This is a genomic window from Citrobacter sp. Cpo045 (genome assembly GCF_030332875.1).
GTDB lineage: Bacteria > Pseudomonadota > Gammaproteobacteria > Enterobacterales > Enterobacteriaceae > Citrobacter > Citrobacter portucalensis.
On the sequence record NZ_JAOWGZ010000070.1, the window covers coordinates 12,323 to 30,364 of the forward strand.

At 51.2% G+C, this 18,042-nt stretch carries 16 protein-coding genes; 4 read left to right on the plus strand and 12 right to left on the minus strand.

The features are described from left to right. Positions 1 to 78: 78 nt before the first annotated feature. The 3 genes from phoA to OGY13_RS01920 all read right to left on the minus strand — a co-directional run bounded on the left by phoA (position 79) and on the right by OGY13_RS01920 (position 3,286). Positions 79 to 1,494 carry an alkaline phosphatase gene (gene phoA, locus OGY13_RS01910; protein ID WP_213752746.1) on the minus strand — a complete coding sequence of 472 codons (1,416 nt, stop codon included), beginning with the start codon at positions 1,492 to 1,494 and terminating at the stop codon, positions 79 to 81. 104 nt (positions 1,495 to 1,598) lie between these two features. Then, a complete protein-coding gene (locus tag OGY13_RS01915) occupies positions 1,599 to 1,841 on the minus strand; it encodes a sigma-S stabilization anti-adapter protein IraP (protein ID WP_213752745.1) in 243 nt (80 codons plus the stop codon). 248 nt (positions 1,842 to 2,089) lie between these two features. Next, positions 2,090 to 3,286, minus strand: coding sequence for a multidrug efflux MFS transporter (locus OGY13_RS01920; RefSeq protein WP_032942508.1), 1,197 nt, complete (start codon positions 3,284 to 3,286; stop codon positions 2,090 to 2,092). Positions 3,287 to 3,587: 301 nt separating this feature from the next. Between OGY13_RS01920 and ddlA the strand changes: the two genes are divergently transcribed. Further along, positions 3,588 to 4,682 carry a D-alanine--D-alanine ligase gene (ddlA, locus tag OGY13_RS01925; protein WP_032944316.1) on the plus strand — a complete coding sequence of 365 codons (1,095 nt, stop codon included), beginning with the start codon at positions 3,588 to 3,590 and terminating at the stop codon, positions 4,680 to 4,682. A 23-nt stretch (positions 4,683 to 4,705) separates the two neighbouring features. Here ddlA and OGY13_RS01930 read toward each other — a convergent pair whose 3' ends face one another. After that, a complete protein-coding gene (locus OGY13_RS01930) occupies positions 4,706 to 4,924 on the minus strand; it encodes a DUF2754 domain-containing protein (protein WP_003830949.1) in 219 nt (72 codons plus the stop codon). 264 nt (positions 4,925 to 5,188) lie between these two features. Here OGY13_RS01930 and OGY13_RS01935 point away from each other — a divergent pair, with 264 nt between their 5' ends. Beyond that, positions 5,189 to 5,512 (plus strand): DUF2755 family protein, encoded by a 324-nt coding sequence (locus OGY13_RS01935; protein WP_032942507.1) that lies wholly within the window; start codon positions 5,189 to 5,191, stop codon positions 5,510 to 5,512. On the opposite strand, the gene OGY13_RS01940 is transcribed toward OGY13_RS01935, so the two are convergent. Both OGY13_RS01940 and sbmA read right to left on the minus strand, forming a co-directional pair. Further along, positions 5,497 to 6,600 (minus strand): DUF1615 domain-containing protein, encoded by a 1,104-nt coding sequence (locus OGY13_RS01940; protein ID WP_213752744.1) that lies wholly within the window; start codon positions 6,598 to 6,600, stop codon positions 5,497 to 5,499. The genes OGY13_RS01935 and OGY13_RS01940 overlap by 16 nt on opposite strands. 14 nt (positions 6,601 to 6,614) lie before the next feature. Then, positions 6,615 to 7,835, minus strand: a complete 1,221-nt coding sequence (sbmA, locus tag OGY13_RS01945; protein WP_008783897.1) for a peptide antibiotic transporter SbmA — start codon at positions 7,833 to 7,835, stop codon at positions 6,615 to 6,617. Between the two features lie 384 nt (positions 7,836 to 8,219). On the opposite strand from sbmA, the gene ampH reads away from it, so the two are divergent. Further along, the gene (gene ampH / locus OGY13_RS01950) at positions 8,220 to 9,377 is read left to right on the plus strand and encodes a D-alanyl-D-alanine-carboxypeptidase/endopeptidase AmpH (RefSeq protein WP_003830945.1); all 1,158 of its coding nucleotides are present in this window, start codon (positions 8,220 to 8,222) and stop codon (positions 9,375 to 9,377) included. A 1-nt stretch (position 9,378) separates the two neighbouring features. Here the strand turns inward: ampH and iprA are convergent, their stop codons facing one another. Further along, positions 9,379 to 10,002, minus strand: coding sequence for a hydrogen peroxide resistance inhibitor IprA (gene iprA, locus OGY13_RS01955; protein ID WP_213752743.1), 624 nt, complete (start codon positions 10,000 to 10,002; stop codon positions 9,379 to 9,381). Between the two features lie 89 nt (positions 10,003 to 10,091). Then, the gene (ehaB, locus tag OGY13_RS01960) at positions 10,092 to 13,013 is read right to left on the minus strand and encodes an autotransporter adhesin EhaB (RefSeq protein WP_213752742.1); all 2,922 of its coding nucleotides are present in this window, start codon (positions 13,011 to 13,013) and stop codon (positions 10,092 to 10,094) included. Between the two features lie 500 nt (positions 13,014 to 13,513). On the opposite strand from ehaB, the gene hemB reads away from it, so the two are divergent. After that, positions 13,514 to 14,488 (plus strand): porphobilinogen synthase, encoded by a 975-nt coding sequence (hemB, locus tag OGY13_RS01965; protein ID WP_003830941.1) that lies wholly within the window; start codon positions 13,514 to 13,516, stop codon positions 14,486 to 14,488. A 77-nt stretch (positions 14,489 to 14,565) separates the two neighbouring features. On the opposite strand, the gene tauD is transcribed toward hemB, so the two are convergent. From tauD to tauA, 4 genes are read right to left on the minus strand one after another with little or no spacing between them, the layout of a single operon-like run. After that, on the minus strand, positions 14,566 to 15,417 hold the full coding sequence (gene tauD / locus OGY13_RS01970; protein WP_048214812.1) for a taurine dioxygenase: 852 nt from the start codon (positions 15,415 to 15,417) through the stop codon (positions 14,566 to 14,568). Then, positions 15,414 to 16,244: a taurine ABC transporter permease TauC gene (gene tauC / locus OGY13_RS01975; RefSeq protein ID WP_213752741.1), complete on the minus strand. Its 831-nt coding sequence runs from the start codon at positions 16,242 to 16,244 to the stop codon at positions 15,414 to 15,416. Before tauC ends, tauD begins: the two co-directional genes overlap by 4 nt. Then, positions 16,241 to 17,008 carry a taurine ABC transporter ATP-binding subunit gene (gene tauB, locus OGY13_RS01980; protein WP_213752748.1) on the minus strand — a complete coding sequence of 256 codons (768 nt, stop codon included), beginning with the start codon at positions 17,006 to 17,008 and terminating at the stop codon, positions 16,241 to 16,243. The genes tauC and tauB overlap by 4 nt, the downstream gene beginning before the upstream one ends. A 14-nt stretch (positions 17,009 to 17,022) precedes the next feature. Next, a complete protein-coding gene (gene tauA / locus OGY13_RS01985) occupies positions 17,023 to 17,985 on the minus strand; it encodes a taurine ABC transporter substrate-binding protein (RefSeq protein ID WP_111466005.1) in 963 nt (320 codons plus the stop codon). Positions 17,986 to 18,042 lie beyond the last annotated feature (57 nt).

Genomic DNA, 18,042 nt, shown 5'->3' on the forward strand with positions numbered 1-18,042 from the left:
CGACGACACACAGGTAAGTTTGGCTGCTAACGATAAAAAAACCACCCGACGGCATAAGTATTGCTGCCGGGTATCAGCTTATTTCAGTCCTAACGCCGCTTTCATGGTGTAAAACAGATCGGTTTGATCGGTCAGGCCAACCACATTCGCCGCATGAGGGCCATAGGCTGCAATACGCAGTTGACTGCCGGTGTGCTCCTGGGACTCTTCTTCAGAGTTGCCATAGCTGATGACCATCACCGCGCCATCTTTGGTGTTCAGCGCTTGCGTTAAACCGGGTGCTTTAGTATCCGGTGCGACGATCTGACTGGCATGCGCGTGGTCAGCGGTTACCACAACCAGGGTGTTGCCATCTTTCTTCGCAAAGGCAAGTGCACGCTGCACCGCTTCATCCAGATCGACCGTTTCACCAATTTGTCCACACGGGTTAGCGGCGTGATCTTGTTTATCGATCGACGCGCCTTCTACTTGCAGGAAGAAACCTTTCTCATTTTTGCTTAACAGCTCAATCGCTTTATCTGTCATCTGCGCCAGCGTTGGCACGCTGTCGTTACGTTTTGGATTTGGCGTACAGGTCACTACCGGCTTATCCAGGTTGCCGTGATAAGACGCTTTCGGCCCTTCCCAACGCACTGGCATATTACCGTCTGAGAACAGACCCAACAGCGGTTTATCCTGATTCGCTTCGCTAACAGCCGCCAGCGTCGCGGCATCACTCACCATCTGGTAACCACGGGCCTGGGCTTGTTCTCGCAGCGTTTTACCCTGCCACTCACCTGCCGTAGCGGTTTCAGTAAAAGTCTTTGCCCCGCCGCCTAACGTAACATCCGCACGAGCATTCAATAATTGTTCGGTAATTGACCCTTTACCGCCTTTTTCCAGCGCGTTCGTCGGGCATTTTTCAGCCGTCACGCTCGGACCATAGCATTTACGCGAAGTGACATGGGCAACCAGTGCGGCCGGCGTGGCATCCTGCAATTCAGCCGTGGAAACGTTGCCTGTCGCCAGACCTGCCGCTTTGGCCATTTCCAGAATCGTGGTGTGATCTTTTTCATGAATATCCACACCCAGCGCCCCGTTATAGGTCTTCACGCCGGTTGTCCATGCTGTCGCAGATGCTGCTGAATCTGTCACATAATCGGGCTTGCCCGTTTTCTTATCCAACGCATAATGTGTGTATTGTCCGGTCAACGGTAAAGCATCAATACCTTTAAAAAAGCCGCCCGCGCCTTCAGCATAATTTCGCGCTGCCGTTATTTCGGAGTCGCCCATCCCATCGCCAATCAGTAAAATTATATTTTTGGCCGGTTTATCGTTCAGGGATTCGCGCAGAGCTGCCGTTTGATCGGCAGACAATCGGCGAGCGCCACCCGGCGTGGTGATATCTCCCTGAGCAGCACGATTATCCATAATCACTACAGTAGATGTTTCTGCATTAATAACCGGGGTAAACAGCAAAGGTAACAGGGCAATAGCCAGAGCGCTTTGTTTCACTTTATATTCTCCATGTATAAATACGGTAAAATTAAAACAAAGCGACTATAAGTATTTGATGTGACACTTTTATGATAATTTGTGGTTACCCCACCACAGATGGATCACAACGCTTTGGGTACGCCCTCGCCAGCATTATGTATGTTCGTCAGAAACGCGGGCATGCAGTTTCCGCCAGCCAGCGCCCCCTCAATTTGACGAATAAATATTTGCCGATCGTTCCACGTCATATTGCGCAGCATTTCGATGATTACCCGCTCTAACGTTTCGACCTGTGCCGCCAGTTCTTGCGACTCTTCTTCTTTTTGCGCGAGCTTAAGTAACAACTCAGTGACGAGGTTTTTCATTTGCCTATTCCCTTAACAAAATATGGGCCACGTTATCATTAAGGCTCACGACTGCCTAGAGGATGAAAGTTGTATTTTTATAAGGAATAAAACGATTTGAGAAAACAATCACAACACAAAATAAGGGCAAATGCGTCTGGATGCAGAATGATTCAATATAAAAAGGTAAGAAAAGTAATAATCACACAAATATATAATACACAGTTATGGATTAACAACGCTGACAGGCAGCGTTGTTAATCAGGAACTCAACGAACCCCGCGCCGACGTCGCAACGCAATAGCCAGTTGCCAGATATTGATAAGCACAATGCTTGCTGTAGCAATGAACACCCAACGGAACCCCGCCATTGCCGAAACCGTTGCCCCCATCAATGGCCCTGCGACGTTGCCAAGGTACATAAATGACTGGTTATAGCCAAATATGCGTCCGGTTATCTGGTCGCTGGAGTATTTCACCAACAGCGTCTGCACCGCCGGCAACATCGCACCATCAGCAAAGCCGAGCAGAAAACGTAGAATACCCAACTGCAACGGCGTGGTGACCCACGACATGGCAAAAAACAGCACCACCGCGAAGATTAACGTCGCCATTAAAATCCGCTCAGTACCAATACGGTCGCCTAATTTACCAAGTCGGGGCGCGGAAATCAGAGCAGAAATGCCCGGTACTGAGGCTATCAACCCACTGAGAAAAGCAATATTCGAACTGTCCGGGACCATTGATTTAATAAACAGCGCCAGAATAGGCCCAATTGAGCCGTTACACAGTTGAATCACCATGGTGGTAAAAAACAGGCTGATCACCAACGCCGGATGCGAAAGCGAGGCAAACACGGCCTTCCCACTCAGACGTTCGCTTTTTTTAATCGTCGGGCGAACGCCCTCTTTGATCAAGAACAGTGTGACCAGAAAACTCACCACCAGCAAGGCGGCGGTAATACAGAATACCGCCCGTAAGCCAACATGATCGGCGATAAAGCCTCCCATCAGCGGTCCGCCAATGACGCCGCTAATTTGCGCCGTAGAGAGCGTACTCAGCGCCCAGCCGCTGCGCTCGCGTGGAACCTGGGACGCAACCAGCGCCATCGCATTAGGAATATAGCCGGAGGTTAACCCCATCACCCCGCGCAGCAGAAAAAGCTGCCAGACGTTAGTGGCAAATGCCTGTAGCAAAATCGCAATGGCCATCCCCAGTGAGGCCCGCAGCAGCATCAGCTTGCGTCCTTTACGGTCGGCCAGACTGCCCCACATCGGAGAAACAATGGCTGAAATCAGGAAGGTGACGCTGAACGTTAATCCGGACCACATTGATAGCGCTTCATGCGAGGTCACGCCCAGTTGGGAGATATAGAGTGGTAAAAAAGGCAAGATTTGGCTAATCGCCAGTCCGGTAAAAAAACACCCGAACCAAACGGAAATAAGGTTAACTCTCCAGGATTCCATAAGGACTCATAACGATAATTAGCTGAAAACTGCGAGCAGCTTAACAAATTACTTAGCCGAATAAGGGTCTACAGGTGCGATAAATCACAGTTTAGGATTTTATCTTCCCGCTCATCATATTTGTGATATAGCTCACATCAAACCCATAATATAAACAGGGGATTGTGCTTCCCGCGCGATCTGCGTGTATGTCCCCTTCTAATCCCCTGTCATTCGCCAAAACAATCTGCCAGAAGCCGAGGAAACCTGCGTTTTGTCGTGGTAATGTATGTGCTTTGCATTCATGGAATGGGTTTTTAAGATGGCAAAGTTGCGGGTAGGAATCGTATTTGGTGGTAAATCAGCGGAACATGAAGTGTCATTGCAATCGGCAAAAAATATTGTCGATGCCATCGACAAGACTCGCTTTGACGTTGTGCTGTTAGGTATTGATAAACAAGGGCAATGGCACGTCAGCGATGCCAGTAACTATCTGCTCAATTCAAACGATCCGGCGCATATTGCGTTGCGACCTTCTGAGACCAGCCTGGCGCAGGTACCGGGTAAACAAGAGCACCAGTTGATCGATGCACAAAACGGTCAACCGCTGCCGACGGTCGATGTTATTTTCCCAATCGTACACGGTACTTTGGGTGAAGATGGCTCTCTGCAGGGCATGCTGCGCGTGGCGAACCTGCCGTTTGTCGGTTCTGATGTGCTGGGTTCTGCTGCCTGTATGGATAAAGACGTGACCAAACGTCTGCTGCGTGATGCCGGGTTAAACATCGCGCCATTTATTACGCTCACTCGCGCGAATCGCAACAGCATCAGCTTTAGTGAAGTGGAATCCCGCCTGGGTCTGCCGCTGTTTGTAAAACCGGCCAACCAGGGATCGTCCGTTGGCGTCAGTAAAGTAACCAGCGAAGCCCAATACGATCAGGCCGTCGCGCTGGCATTTGAATTCGATCATAAAGTCGTTGTGGAGCAAGGGATCAAAGGCCGCGAGATCGAATGTGCGGTACTGGGCAACGATCATCCGCAGGCCAGTACCTGTGGTGAGATCGTGCTGAACAGCGATTTTTACGCTTACGACACTAAATACATTGACGATAACGGTGCCAAAGTTGTCGTTCCGGCAGCAATTGCGCCAGAGATTAACGATAAGATCCGCGAAATCGCCATTCAGGCCTACCAGACTCTGGGCTGTGCCGGCATGGCGCGCGTGGACGTCTTCTTAACTGCTGAAAACGACGTTGTGATCAATGAGATCAACACGCTGCCTGGCTTTACCAACATCAGTATGTATCCGAAGCTGTGGCAGGCGAGCGGTTTAGGCTATACCGATTTGATCACTCGCCTGATCGAACTGGCGCTGGAACGCCATGCTGCGGATAGCGCGCTGAAAACCAGTATGTAAACCCGTCAGGATGCCTGATAGAGCTATTGGGCATCCTTTGCTTCATCATCTTCAACGCGGCGACGGATGATTAATCCGGCCAGCCAAAAGCTAATCACCCAGGTCACCAGCCCCACCGCATAAGTTTGCCATCCCTGCGCTTCAAAACCTAATAACCCCACCACGCCATTCAGAATAAAGATAAGCCCAATAGCGAAGGCATAGTAGTGCCAGTCTCGGCGGATTTTTACAGGCAGGTTCATAACAGCTCCGGTGAAAATACAACACAGGGAGGCATCCTCGCACATTTCCCCGAGGGCGTCTGTGGCCTGTGCGTAATTTCTTAAATGTAACTCAGTTTAACTTAAGGTTACATAATTGTGACCGCCAACAAAAAACCGAAATCCAGGAATAATCTCTACCTGAAATTACCATCATTCTGATATTGACATTGCCGATCACCTGTCAGACTCACTCTCAGTTCCAGGCATTACGTCAAAAAAAGCAGGTTATTTCCGGAGGTCTTTATGGCTGATTTTACGCTCTCAAAATCCCTGTTTAAGGGCAAGCATCGGGATCCCTCCTCCCTGCCCGGCAACATTGCGTATGCCGTATTTGTGCTGTTTTGCTTCTGGGCGGGTGCACAGATTTTAAATCTGTTGGCCCACGCGCCCGGCATCTATGAAGAACTGATGCAGCTGCAAATGCAGGAGACAGGACGCCCGCGGGTTGAAATCGGTTTAGGCGTCGGTACCCTCTTTGGACTGATCCCCTTCCTGGCCGGAAGCCTGATTCTTGGCGTCATAGCGGCGGTCATGCGCTGGCGTCACCGTCATCATAAAGATGACTGATTCATACACTTCGCCCGACGATCGTCCACCCGTTTAGCAAACCACGCAGTAGTCAGATTACGCGTGATCTTCGGGCTTTCCAGTTGAATGCCCGGCAGCATTTCACGGGGTAACGTTTTCCCGGTCTTCGCTTCCGCCAGCTTATAAACCTTTTCGTACAATGCGGTTTTTTCAAAGGCCAGGCTGTCACCTTTTTGCAGCTGCTGGCGGATCTCACTCTCGCTCATCCCTAGCTTCCCGGCTAGTTTACGTACCGCCAGCTCCGTTTTGCCCGGCTCACTGCTGCCATAGAGAATCAAATCCCCGTCCATCGCCAGCTTCACTCCGCTGGCTTTACTGACCGCATTCTGGAAAGCTGCATTACGGCTGGCATACCACCCGGCATTAAAATCGGCGAAGCGGAAGATTGGCGCACTGTAATTCGCCGGGTAGTTGAGCAGATGATACGTACCGAACCATAACCCACCACGGCGGCTAAACACTTCCTGACGTACCGTCCCCGCCATTTTCCACGGATACCCGCTGGTGTGCTGCTCAGCAAACGCGATACTGACCTGCATTGGACCACCGGTATGTACCGGATTAAGCGATCCGAACAATGTCTGCCCCATCGGCACCATGTTGATGAAATCATCAAAGATGGCGCTAAGCTGTTTTTCCGTCTTCACCGTATCCAGACGCTCGCTGTAGCTTTTCCCCGTTGGCGAGTTAATCTTTAGCGCGGTATGCACGACAATCAGCGGGATATGCATGCGTTCTGCGCGGCGATCAATCTCTTTCCAGGCGATTTTGCTTAAACCAGGAACAGCCGGATCGGCCTGGAAGTTTGACTCCTGCTGCGCAACCGCCAGCACCGAACAGATATTTTCAACCGTTGGTGCCAGCTTCTGGCTTTCAAAGGTCTTTGCCAAATCCTGCGCCCATGCGTCCCGGTCTTTCACGCTGGCGGGCATTTTCTGGCGCACCACGCTCGCCACATCGACGGCTTTCTCCCCTTTTTTTAGCGGCTGCGCGGGTTGACTACTGCATCCCACCAGCACTAATGCTGCCAGACCGGACAAGGGGTAAAGACGGGAAACCGTCGACATAACATCTCCTTTTGTTAACTAAGAGTATGGGTAACTTCCTGAATTTCCTGACCATCAAGCTCGCGCTCAAAGCTTCGCAGACGCTTATAAATAGACATCAGTTCCACTAACGTTGTCCAGGAGTTAATCAAATACTGGAACGAGCCGCGCACCTGGCCAAATACGTTGGTGATTTGCGTCATCAGGCCGAGCGTAATCGTACCGGCAACAATTGACGGAAACAGCAGGAACAAACCGAAAACGTTATCAACCTGCAGGTAAAGAATACGGGCGATATTGAAGTACATATAGTGAAAATAGAGACGGAAGTAGTTTTGCCGTACCGCATGGAACAGTTCACGCACCGTCGGTGGCGTCGCACGGTTGCCATCATCTTCGCCATAGACCAGCTCTTTACGATAGGCCGCTTCCACGCGCTGGTTTTTAAACTCCAGCCCGGGAAGCTTTATCCCGACCACGGCCAGTAAACCGGTTCCCATCAGCGACCAGACAATCGCGGCAATCACCAGGCCATAAGGCACATGTCCAACAATCGGCAGGTCAGGAACATGGGCAGAGAGCGTTACCAGTACAGGCAGGAAGGCAATCAGCGTCATAATCGCGTTGATAAAGCTGACGCCCATATCTTCCAGCGTAGAAGCAAAACGCATGGTGTCTTCCTGTACACGCTGTGCTGCGCCTTCGATGTGACGCAAATGCTGCCAGTGCGCCATATAGTGTTCGTTCATCGCGGTACGCCAGCGGAACACATAGTGGCTGACGAAGAAGTTGTTCATCACGCCAATGACTACGGCTATCAGCGCAATACCGAGAAAAATGCCCACTTCATGATAGAACTGCTCAATCTTCACCTTGTGTGGTGCGCTGAGCGCAGTTTGAATCAGGTCATAAAATGGCGCATACCAGGCGTTGACGGCGACGCCGACTTCAACCAGAAACCAGGTCACAAAAATAATCAGCGATGTACCCAGAATAGACCAGTACTGCCAGCGGTGTGGACTGTAGAGAAACCAGAACAGCGCGAACACCCCGACACAAAGAATGTAGTACGCATAAAAAATCAGGTAATCCAACGACCAAAAACGCGCTGCGCTAATAGGTACGTCTCCCGACGCGCCGGTAATATGTGCAACCCAGGCTCCCCCACCAGCTTGCCAGAATACAACGGCGACCAGTGCCCAAATAAATGCCGAAATAAAGAACGGCCCCGGCTTTGGGAAAAAAGACTTAAACATAGTGCTCTCCTGCTAACTTCTTATCGTTATGACGACTGCTGTGCATTTGCCACCGTAGAGTGCGGAGGCCAGACGGCTTACGCCCAAAAACACAAGCTGAAACCGACAATTGTGACCAAAACCGAGGCACTTAGTTCGCACCTCGGTTATGAAGAATTGTTTCTGTGGTTTTCACACTCGACAACGTTCCAGTATGTGCAGATTATCACAGCGTGAGATCACAAAAGCGAACATCCGCAATCCAGGAAACTCCTGTGTTTACTCATCGTTACGTTTTTCCCACTATCATTGGTTGATAAGCGCTTTGCAATACGCCGATGAGTAGTATAAATACGCATACGCACGACATCCTTTTTCACTTTCTCTAACTCATGGACACCACCGTTGAAACGTAGTCTGCTTTTTTCTGCCGCGCTGTGTGCGGCGTCATTGACATCTGTCCAGGCGGCACAGCCTATAACCGATCCGGTCTTCGCCTCTGATATCGTTGATCGTTATGCCGACCATATATTTTACGGCAGTGGTGCTACGGGGATGGCGCTCGTGGTGATTGATGGTAATCAGCGTGTATTTCGCAGTTTTGGTGAAACACGCCCCGGCAATAATGTTCACCCGCAACTGGATTCCGTAATCCGCATTGCCTCAATTACCAAATTAATGACCAGCGAAATGCTGGTGAAATTACTCGATCAGGGCACGGTCAAACTCAACGATCCATTGAGTAAATATGCACCTCCTGGCGCACGCGTACCCACTTATCAAGGAACACCAATTACGCTGGTGAATCTGGCGACGCATACCAGCGCACTGCCGCGCGAACAGCCAGGCGGCGCGGCCAAGCGCCCGGTGTTTGTCTGGCCAACCCGCGAGCAGCGCTGGAGCTATCTCTCAACGGCTACGCTTAAAGCCGCACCAGGATCGCAGGCTTCTTATTCCAACCTGGCGTTTGATCTGCTGGCCGATGCGCTGGGTACCGCGTCAGGTAAGCCTTATCCGCAGCTGTTTGAAGAAAAAATCACCCGTCCGCTGGGGATGAAAGACACCACCTTTACGCCATCTCCCGATCAGTGCCGACGCCTGATGGTCGCGGAAAAAGGTGCCAGTCCTTGTAACAATACGCTGGCAGCGATGGGCAGCGGCGGCGTCTATTCAACGCCTGGCGATATGATGCGCTGGATGCAGCAGTATCTTTCTTCTGACTTTTATCATCGTAGCCAGCAGGCCGACCGGATGCAGACGCTGATTTACCAGCGTACGCAGTTAACTAAAGTGGTGGGAATGGACGTTCCAGGCAGAGCCGATGCGCTTGGTTTGGGCTGGGTCTACATGGCGCCGAAGAATGGCAGACCGGGAATTATTCAAAAAACCGGTGGCGGCGGTGGCTTCATTACCTATATGGCGATGATCCCACAGCAAAACGTTGGGGCATTTGTCGTAGTGACGCGCTCTCCGCTGACCCGTTTTACCAATATGAGCGACGGTATCAACGAACTGGTTGCAGAGTTGAGCGGGTACAAGCCACAGGTCATTCCTGCATCCTGATTCAATACTCAAAAGGCAAACGGTTAATGCACACCAGTTTGCCTTTATTCATTTCAATGTAACCGCCTTTACGCAATGCTGCGAGAACCTCAGCGACAACCGAGCGTGAAATTCGTGTGCGTTGGTGAATATAGTTCATAACGCCAATGCGTGAACGAAGGGCTTCATCCCATTTCGTCATAGAGATCAATGTCGCGCGAATCTGATCGTAGGAGTTGTTGCCGATCAACTGCAGATCGCGTAATTCAAGCATGGAGTTTTGCCATGCCAACCAACAAAAAGCTTCACGCCAAAGCTGGCACTCTTCAATTATATTAATTGTTTGCGAGGCAGGTAGATGGTATCCCGTACAATCGCTTTCCGTGATTAATCTGTATTGTATATCTGTTTTTATCACACCATCTGAAAGCCCCATAATAAACGGTGCCTGCGCAATACCGACCAGCACATTCTCCACTCGCCTCAGAGAAATTACACCATTTAAAATGATAAAGGTATCGTCACTGTTTATATCACTGGAATAAATTATTTCTTTATCGTTATCACACTCAAAGTGTTTGCCATATTTTGACAAACATTTATCAAGCTTACCAAATTCCACAAGCGGTTTATTTGCAGACAACATTTGGGCATTCCTTGCAATAAATGCCCGTCAAATCCGTGACGGGCATTTTTCTGAGTTAGATTATCTTTTCTTTAACAACAAGAGATGTCTTACCAGGTATATTTAACACCAACATTTGCAGACCAGTCTTGATCAACATCGCCACCACCGAGGTAGTTAGCATCGGTGTATGCGCTGAAGTTTTTGGTAAAGCTGAACTGAGTACCCAGTCCAACACGTACCGCAGAACCTTCTACACCGTTGTCGATAGAGTCGCCGTTTACGTCAGAATCGTTGTTAGAGTCGTCGTAAACGTAGGCCAGTTTGAAGTACGGGGTCAGCGCCTGGTCGTCGCTATAAGCGAAGGTATAACCTGCATCGACACCGAGTTCATAACGCATGCTGTCATAAGACTGACCGTCAACTTTCATGTCGTTGCTCAGCTTATAGTCATCACCAGACTGGAACAGACCGGATACGCTGCCGTATGGCGTTACGTAACCTGCGTCACCCAGTTTCAGGTCATAACCCAGTTTCAAGCCAAAGCCCCAGGCGTCAGATGAGGTGCTGCCATCAACATACTCACCGTTGCTCATGTTGGCAGACAGATCGTTGTTGAAGTGAGAGTAGCTTAAGTTACCGTCAACAAAGATGTTGTTGGCAAAGTGAGCAGAAGAGTATATGTAGGCAGTCTGGCTATCCGGATCCACCTGACCGGTACGGTCGCTCATATCACCTTTCGCGAAGCCTGCTGCAGCACCGACAATCCACTTAGCGTTGTTACCATCAATTTTGGAATCAACACCGACCATGATGCCGTTAACATCCTGATCGTAGTTAATGGTGCCATTATCTGCATCGAAGCTACCACCGAAGTAGCTAACCCATGCACCACCGTTATCAACCAGACCATGACGCGCGTTAGTCAGACGAGTACCAACGGTATCTTGTTCCAGGTTCCAGATATTGGTGTTAGCAGACGGAATGCTCAGCGCCATGTTCGCGTAGTCTGTCAGTTCCATCTGCTGCAGAACAATGGTGTTACCCTGCTGCTGTGCCTGATAGGTGTAAGCACCCAGGTCAGCTTTGTTAGCTGCAGAGAAGGTCGCAGTGCTGTTCGCGTCGTTAACGTAGACCAGCTCGTTACCCTTGTAATCCGCAACAGAACCTGCGCCAGTCGCGTTGTCGATACGGACTTTATAGTTACCGGTTGCCGCCGCTACATGGTCACCATAGTTATCAACTTCAGACTGATCGCCTGAGGTGTCGGAATCGCCGTTACCGTTGATAGTCAGATGACCATCAGAGTTCATCGCGATCACGCCATAACCGTAGTTAGACTGAGATTTATCGTTAGTGCGATCGTTGGTCAGATCAGCATTCAGCACATAGTCAGTGCTGTTGATGTCGAAAACACCCGCGTTAACATGGTTATAAGCGTCGGTGTAGCTAGTCAGGTTCAGGGTATCAACCTGCAGTGCATTACCGGTACTGTTACCCACATCCAGAACGCCGTTGTTAGTGACGTTAATGGTGTTTGCATACAGCGCAGCTTCAAGCACATTCCAGCCAGCCGAAACATCATCGGCGATTGTGACAGTACTGTTGTCGATAGACAGAGTATCCGTCGCAACGTGACCATCTTCGTTGATGTTCAGTGCAGAAGCACCGGTCAGAGAGATGGAGTCAGCAACCAGCTCAGAATCACCCACGTTGACGACAGAACCGCTGTTGATGCTCAGGGTATCAATCAGGGAAGTTTTGGTGGTATCCCACTGTGAAGCACCGTTCAGCGTGACGTTGAACAGGCCGCTCTGGTAAACAGCGTTGCCCACTACATGACCATTTTCGTCATAAGAAGTTGTGTCGCTATCAATACCGTAGGTTGAATCCGGCCACAGGCTGTTAGCGGTGATGTCGATCAGCGTAGCGGTGGCTTCAGTGCCTGCAGCGTAGCTGTCATAAACGCCGTCACCATCGGTGTCAACCTGGTGCACGGACATTGCCGCGCCGACCCACTTACTACCGTTGTTCAGTGTCAGATCCAGACGGTCAGTACCGTCCCAACCATTGGTATCCAGGTCAGCATCGGTATCACGATAAGTGTCAGCACCGTTCGGGAAGAAGTTCTCATCGAAGTTGCTGGAGAACAGCACGTCACCCATCAGTGTGGAATTGTTAAACGTTGCGGTGGTCTGCATCGCGTTATCCGCATTTGGATTAGCAATAACCGCTAATGCAATATCGTCTGCAGTATAAGAGCCGCTGTAGTCGCTTGCATTGCTGGTGTTACCAAACCAACCGGTGGTGCCTTCGTCAGTCCATGAACCAGAGGTCAGGGTAGAATCGCTGACAGCGATAGTGTTGTTAAATACTTCACTGCTGTTTACGCCAGTGCTGACGGTATTATCGTCGATATCTGCCCACTCGTAACCCTGAGTCAGGGTAATGCCAGCGACGTGAGAGTTGGCGGAGATAGACAGATCAACTTCTTGATCCAGCGTGATAGCCGTACCCAGGTTATAAACGTCGACAACGTGTGTGTCAGCTGCGTCATTATACGTACCGTTGTAGGTATAATGTTCGTAGTTGTCATCGATAGTTGAGTTGATGACGTTCATCGCCAGGCGATCGTAGTAATAGTCAGTACCCGTACGGTTAGTACAATCCGTGGTCATACATTCGGATGTCACCATACCGTGAATGGTGCTGTTTTTAATCGTCAGGCTATTGTTATTGGTGTTAGTAGACAACCCATCATCCAGATAATAAGTAGAAATAACGCCGTTGACAGTGGCGTTATTGATTACCGGATAAATATCACCGTTATAAATACTATCGGTATCGTAATTGTTCCAACCGACATATCCATCATAATAGACGCCATCCGCATAGGATGCGTCATTATAATGAGCAAACGTTGTGTAGGTGGTCCCAGAGATATCAGTTGAAGCATTCGCCTGAGAAGTGATTGCCAAAGTGCAGGCTAATGCTAATTGTGAGACTACAAGTTTCTTTTTCCAAGTGTGCATTTGTCATCCCTCCTCAGGGACGTAATATAGTTGATCCATCAATTATCAATGCAAAGAAAACATTTTATGTTTCGCGGGGAAGATTATGCGGTTTCACAAAGGAAAGGTTCAATTATTCTTTGGTTTAAGTCCGATTACGGACAATAGACATGCAAATTATTCGAAACAGCCAGTAAACGTAAAAATCATTCTTATTTTAGACGGTTACATGTAAAACCATTGGCGAAACAATATATTGAAATTATGATTAGCTTAAAAATCAAACGTCAGCAAATAAATACCGTTAAATCTCGCCACTTAATTAAAAATTAAATTAAACTAAATTCACCATAAAACTAATCACTATTTAAAATAGTCATAATTGCAAAAATAGAGATAACACATAATACCAAGCATTGGTAACATCAACATAACCTCGGCATAACGCCAACTTTCGTAAACCCCTCGCCCTCAGGTTCGGGTATACTACGGCCTTCGATTCCACAAACATCAGGCATACCATGACAGACCTAATCCAACGCCCTCGTCGCCTGCGCAAATCCCCTGCGCTGCGCGCTATGTTTGAAGAGACAACACTCAGCTTAAATGACCTGGTGTTGCCGATCTTTGTTGAAGAAGAACTCGATGATTACAAAGCTATCGACGCCATGCCCGGCGTGATGCGCATTCCAGAGAAACACCTGGCGCGCGAAATCGAACGTATTGCTAATGCAGGCATCCGCTCGGTCATGACCTTCGGGATTTCTCATCACACCGATGAGACCGGCAGCGATGCCTGGAAAGAAGACGGTCTGGTGGCGCGCATGTCGCGTATCTGTAAGCAGACCGTACCGGAAATGATCGTCATGTCCGACACCTGTTTCTGTGAATACACCTCGCACGGTCACTGCGGCGTATTATGCGAACACGGCGTTGATAACGACTTAACCCTTGCTAACCTCGGCAAGCAGGCAGTCGTTGCCGCCGCAGCGGGCGCAGATTTCATCGCCCCTTCCGCCGCAATGGACGGCCAGGTACAGGCGATTCGCCAGGCGCTGGACGCCGCGGGATTCACCGATACTGCGATCATGTCCTACTCCACCAAGTTTGCCTCTTCTTTCTACGGCCCGTTCCGTGAAGCCGCAGGCACGGCGCTGAAAGGCGACCGTAAAACGTATCAAATGAACCCGATGAATCGCCGTGAAGCGATTCGCGAATCGCTGCTGGATGAAGCCCAGGGCGCAGACTGCCTGATGGTGAAACCGGCTGGCGCGTATCTCGATATTCTGCGTGATATCCGCGAGCGCACCGAGCTGCCGATTGGCGCTTATCAGGTCAGCGGTGAATACGCGATGATCAAATTCGCGGCGATGGCAGGTGCAATAGATGAAGAGAAAGTGGTTCTGGAAAGCTTAGGCTCGATCAAACGCGCTGGCGCGGATCTGATCTTCAGCTACTTCGCACTGGATCTGGCTGAGAAAAAAATCCTGCGCTAACCACTTTGTTGCCGAATGGCGACTTCACCTTATCGGGCCGACAGTTCCAGGCCCGATAAGTAAAACCCCACCAACAATCACCCCGCCCGATAAAAAGGCTGATCCCCAAGGATCGTCGCCCGGTGCATAATACGCCGCTGCGGCAGATAATCCGCATTGGCATAATGTTGCGTGACGCGATTATCCCAAATCGCCACATCGTTGGGCTGCCAGCGCCAGCGCACCTGAAACTCCGGTTTGGTGATATGCGCGAATAAAAAGCTTAGTAACGCCTCGCTCTCTTTTTCCGTCACATCGACAATTCGCGTAGTAAATCCCTCATTCACAAACAGTGCCTGTTTACCGCTTACCGGATGGGTCCGCACCACCGGATGTAGCAACGGTGGATGTTTAGCGACGGCCTCCAGCCAGCGCTGATGCTCTTCTGGTGTCTTGCGGTATTTATATTCCTGGAATGACTTACGGAAATCATGCTCTGCCCGCAGGCCACTCAACAGCTGACGAAACGGCTCAGACAATGCCTCATAAGCGGCAATTCCGCTGGTCCATAGAGTGTCTCCCCCGGCCGATGGTAGCTCTTTTGCTGCCAGAATCGCCCCGGCAGGCGGCGTGTCGATAAAGGTGACATCGGTGTGCCAGTTGTCGTTATCCGGCGGATTATCGTTATGGGTATCCAGCACGATAATTTCCTCTACCCCTTCGGCATGTGGATAGACAGGGTGAATATGCAGATCGCCGAAACGCAGCGCCAGTGCCCGCTGCTGTTGTGGCGTAATCACCTGCTGCCGCAGAAACACCACCTGGTGGCGCAGTACCGCATGATAAAGCTGTTCAAACTGATTATCGCTCAGCGGACGCGTCAAATCCGCACCAGTGATTTGTGCGCCAATGTACGGCCCCAGCGGGGTAATGCTCAGACGTTCACTCATTGTACTTCTCCATGCCAGGGCGTCAGGCGACGCTGAAGCGCGCGCAGACCCAGTTCTAAAATAAATGCGATAACGGCAATGACCGCGATCCCTGCCAGCACCACATCCGTTGCCAGAAACTCACCGGCTGACTGCACCATAAATCCTAACCCTCGCGTGGCAGCGATCAGTTCAGCTGCCACCAGCGTCGACCAACCCGCGCCAAGCCCGATGCGTAACCCGGTGAGGATCTCCGGTAATGCCCCCGGCAAAATAACAAACCACAGCACCTGCGCACGGCTGGCCCCCAGCGACTGCGCGGCGCGCACTCTCACCTGCTGCGCACTTTTCACCCCCGCCAACGCCGACATCGCCACAGGGGCGAAAATCGCCAGATAGATCAGCAGGATCTTGGAGGTTTCACCGATGCCAAACCAAATGACCATCAGCGGTAAATAGGCCAGGGGAGGAACCGGACGATACAGTTCAATGATCGGATCGAGAATGCCGCGCATCGTCGGACTCAGCCCCATCGCGATCCCAACCGGAACGCCCAGCAGCACTGCCGCCAGCAGCGCGATAACAATACGCGTCAGACTCGCCGCCAGATGCTGCCACAGCGTGGCATCCATAAACCCTTGCGGCCCGGCAATGACGATCAGCTTTTGTAAAACCTGTCCCGGCGGCGGTAAAAACAGCGGACTGATTAACTGCAGCGCCGCCACCGTCCACCACACCGCCAGAATGACGGCCAACGTACCAAGGCTTAAGGTAATCTGCCGCGAGAACGGCCAGCGCCAGTTCAGCACCCGCTGGCGACGGGGTTTATCATTAATCACCACGCTCATGAGAATGCCTCCCGTTGTTCAAAGACACGACCTAACACGTATTCGCGCATGGCGATAAACTGCGGATCGGACTTAATGCTACGGCTCGACTCTCCGGCCACAAAACGACGGGCAAAATTAAGCGGCAGTCGTTCCAGCACCCGACCAGGACCTGGCGACAGCAATACCAGCTCTGTCGCCATAAACACCGCTTCTTCAATATCGTGGGTAATCAGCAGCACCTGTTTGCCAGTCTCATGCCACAACTTCAGCAGCAGGGTTTGCATCTGCTCGCGGGTAAAGGCGTCGAGCGCGCCAAACGGCTCATCCAGTAGCAACAGCTGCGGGTTGGCCGCCAGCGCCCGGGCAATGCCGACGCGCTGACGTTGTCCACCGGAAAGTTGCCAGATAAAGCGTTTTCCCGCGCCCTCCAGCCCGACTTTCTGCAACATCTCCAGAGCAATACGCTGACGCTGCGGCTTGTCCACGCCCGCCAGCTGCAGCCCAAAAGCCACGTTTTCCTGCACGTTGCGCCAGGGCAGCAGTCCTTCGTTCTGGAACACGACCCCGCGATCTGCCCCCGGACCATCAACCCTGTTACCCGCCAGCGTGATGCTGCCATGCTGATACGGCACAAACCCGGCAATCAGATTTAACAACGTGGTTTTCCCGCAACCGGAAGGTCCAAGGACCACCAGCAGTTCACCGCTATCGAGCGTCAGGTTGATATCCTCCAGCGCCGGTTTCCCACCGTAGCTGGCGGCAAGATGAGAGATTTGCAGCATCATCGCCTCCTTATTTATTGCACGAAGCGATCGGTCACGTACTGGCTGTAATCCGTCGCGACAGCGGGGACTTTGCCCTGCTCTTTAAGGAACTGCGCGGTGTCGATAATCGCTTTGTTCACCGGGCCGGTTAGCTCAGCGGTTTGCTGTTGCGGTGTCAGGTAAGTGTTACCTTTCACCAGCCCCGGAACATCCGCCTCCGGTACGCCGCTCAAACGCGACAGTTTGCTGATATTCTCCGGCTGCTTCAGCCATTCATCAGGATTAGCGATATAAGGCTGCTGGGCATCGATAGCGCTTTTGGCAAAGGCTTTCACCACCTCAGGATGCTTCTCGGCAAAATCTTTGCGCACCACCCACACGTCCAGCGTCGGTGCCCCCCACTCGCCAACCTGCGAGGAGTCGGTTAACACCTTACCGTCTTTTTCCAACGCGTTGACCGCAGGTGCCCAGACATACGCACCATCAATATCTCCGCGCTGCCATGCGGCAATGATCGCTGGTGGTTGCAGGTTCACAATCTCCACCTGGCCGGGTTTAATCCCCCAATGTTTCAACGCCGCCAGCAGGCTGTAATGGGTGGTGGAAATAAACGGCACGGCAATGCGTTTGCCAATCAAATCTTCCGGTTTACTGATGTTTTTCTTCACCACCAGCGCCTCAGAATTGCCGAGCTTTGATGCCAGCAGGAAAACCTCAATAGGCACCTGCTGACTGGCAGCGACCGCCAGCGGGCTGGAGCCAAGATTACCGATCTGCACATCACCGGATGCCAGCGCACGAACGATGCTCGCCCCGCTGTCAAATTTGCGCCAGTCAACGGTCGCCCCGCTCTCTTTGGCAAACGTGTTGTCCGCCTGCGCCACTTTGGCAGGTTCGGCGGAGGTCTGATAAGCAACGGTGACGTTCACCGCCTGCGCCTGAAATGCGATGAATGCCAGTACGGCAAGAAGTGCGTTACGCGATGAAATAGCCATGATTGTCTGCTCCCCTGTCTTGTTATGGAGGCAGTATTTCGTTGCGGCACATTTTGA

What these genes read in the sequence shown, in the direction of transcription:
- OGY13_RS01930 (WP_003830949.1), bottom strand. Translation starts at nt 4,924, where the DNA reads ATGAACCTGCCTGTAAAAATCCGCCGAGACTGGCACTACTATGCCTTC.
- OGY13_RS01935 (WP_032942507.1), top strand. Translation starts at nt 5,189, where the DNA reads ATGGCTGATTTTACGCTCTCAAAATCCCTGTTTAAGGGCAAGCATCGG.
- tauC (WP_213752741.1), bottom strand. Translation starts at nt 16,244, where the DNA reads ATGAGCGTGGTGATTAATGATAAACCCCGTCGCCAGCGGGTGCTGAAC.
- sbmA (WP_008783897.1), bottom strand. Translation starts at nt 7,835, where the DNA reads ATGTTTAAGTCTTTTTTCCCAAAGCCGGGGCCGTTCTTTATTTCGGCA.
- ddlA (WP_032944316.1), top strand. Translation starts at nt 3,588, where the DNA reads ATGGCAAAGTTGCGGGTAGGAATCGTATTTGGTGGTAAATCAGCGGAA.
- OGY13_RS01915 (WP_213752745.1), bottom strand. Translation starts at nt 1,841, where the DNA reads ATGAAAAACCTCGTCACTGAGTTGTTACTTAAGCTCGCGCAAAAAGAA.
- hemB (WP_003830941.1), top strand. Translation starts at nt 13,514, where the DNA reads ATGACAGACCTAATCCAACGCCCTCGTCGCCTGCGCAAATCCCCTGCG.
- tauD (WP_048214812.1), bottom strand. Translation starts at nt 15,417, where the DNA reads ATGAGTGAACGTCTGAGCATTACCCCGCTGGGGCCGTACATTGGCGCA.
- tauB (WP_213752748.1), bottom strand. Translation starts at nt 17,008, where the DNA reads ATGCTGCAAATCTCTCATCTTGCCGCCAGCTACGGTGGGAAACCGGCG.
- ehaB (WP_213752742.1), bottom strand. Translation starts at nt 13,013, where the DNA reads ATGCACACTTGGAAAAAGAAACTTGTAGTCTCACAATTAGCATTAGCC.
- OGY13_RS01920 (WP_032942508.1), bottom strand. Translation starts at nt 3,286, where the DNA reads ATGGAATCCTGGAGAGTTAACCTTATTTCCGTTTGGTTCGGGTGTTTT.
- tauA (WP_111466005.1), bottom strand. Translation starts at nt 17,985, where the DNA reads ATGGCTATTTCATCGCGTAACGCACTTCTTGCCGTACTGGCATTCATC.
- iprA (WP_213752743.1), bottom strand. Translation starts at nt 10,002, where the DNA reads ATGTTGTCTGCAAATAAACCGCTTGTGGAATTTGGTAAGCTTGATAAA.
- OGY13_RS01940 (WP_213752744.1), bottom strand. Translation starts at nt 6,600, where the DNA reads ATGTCGACGGTTTCCCGTCTTTACCCCTTGTCCGGTCTGGCAGCATTA.